Annotated in this window: 1 pseudogene; it reads left to right on the top strand. The window is 65.4% G+C overall.

What is annotated here, in order from left to right:
- Position 1: 1 nt before the first annotated feature.
- Positions 2–700: pseudogene (locus A5696_RS14685) on the top strand (magnesium-translocating P-type ATPase); the annotation flags it as partial.

The following is a 700-nucleotide window of genomic DNA, read 5'->3' as shown; positions in this document are numbered from 1 at the left end:
AATCCGGACCCACCATGTCAGCGCGTGGGCGGTGCTGGCCCGCCAGCTGAACAACGCCGTGCTCATCCTGCTGGCCGTCACCGCCGTGCTGTCTTATTTCCTCGGGGACCACACCCAGGCGTTGATCATCGGCGTGATCCTCGCTGCCAGCGTCGGACTGGGGTTTTTCAACGAGTACCGCGCCGAGCAGGCTGCGGCCGCTCTGCATGCGCGCATCCATCACACCGCGATTGTTCGACGCGACGGGAAATTCGTCGATGTCGACGTCCGAAACCTGGTCCCGGGTGATGTGATCCGGCTTTCCTTGGGCCAAGCCGTCCCCGCGGACGTGCGATTGATCGAGACCGCGGCGCTGGAATGTGACGAGAGCATCCTGTCGGGGGAGTCCACCGGCTCGGAGAAGTCACCGCAGCCTGTGCCGGCCGACGCCGAGCTGGCCGAATCGACCGACCTCGCTTTCATGGGCACCATCGTGAGCGCCGGGGAGGGCACCGGGGTGGTGTACGCCACCGGCAGGGATGCCGAATTCGGCCGCATCGCAGCGGGTTTGGACAAGCGCCAACCCGAGACCGATTTCCAGGTGGGGCTGCGCCGGTTCTCCTACCTGCTGCTGCAGGTCGCGATCGCGCTGATGGTGGTCATCCTGGTCAGCAACCTGCTGCTGCACAAGCCGCTGATCAATTCGGCGCTGTTCGCGCTG

Source organism: Mycobacterium sp. E2699, from assembly GCF_001666745.1.
In the GTDB taxonomy this organism is placed as follows: Bacteria; Actinomycetota; Actinomycetes; order Mycobacteriales; family Mycobacteriaceae; genus Mycobacterium.
This window is presented reverse-complemented; position numbering and strand designations above follow the sequence as displayed.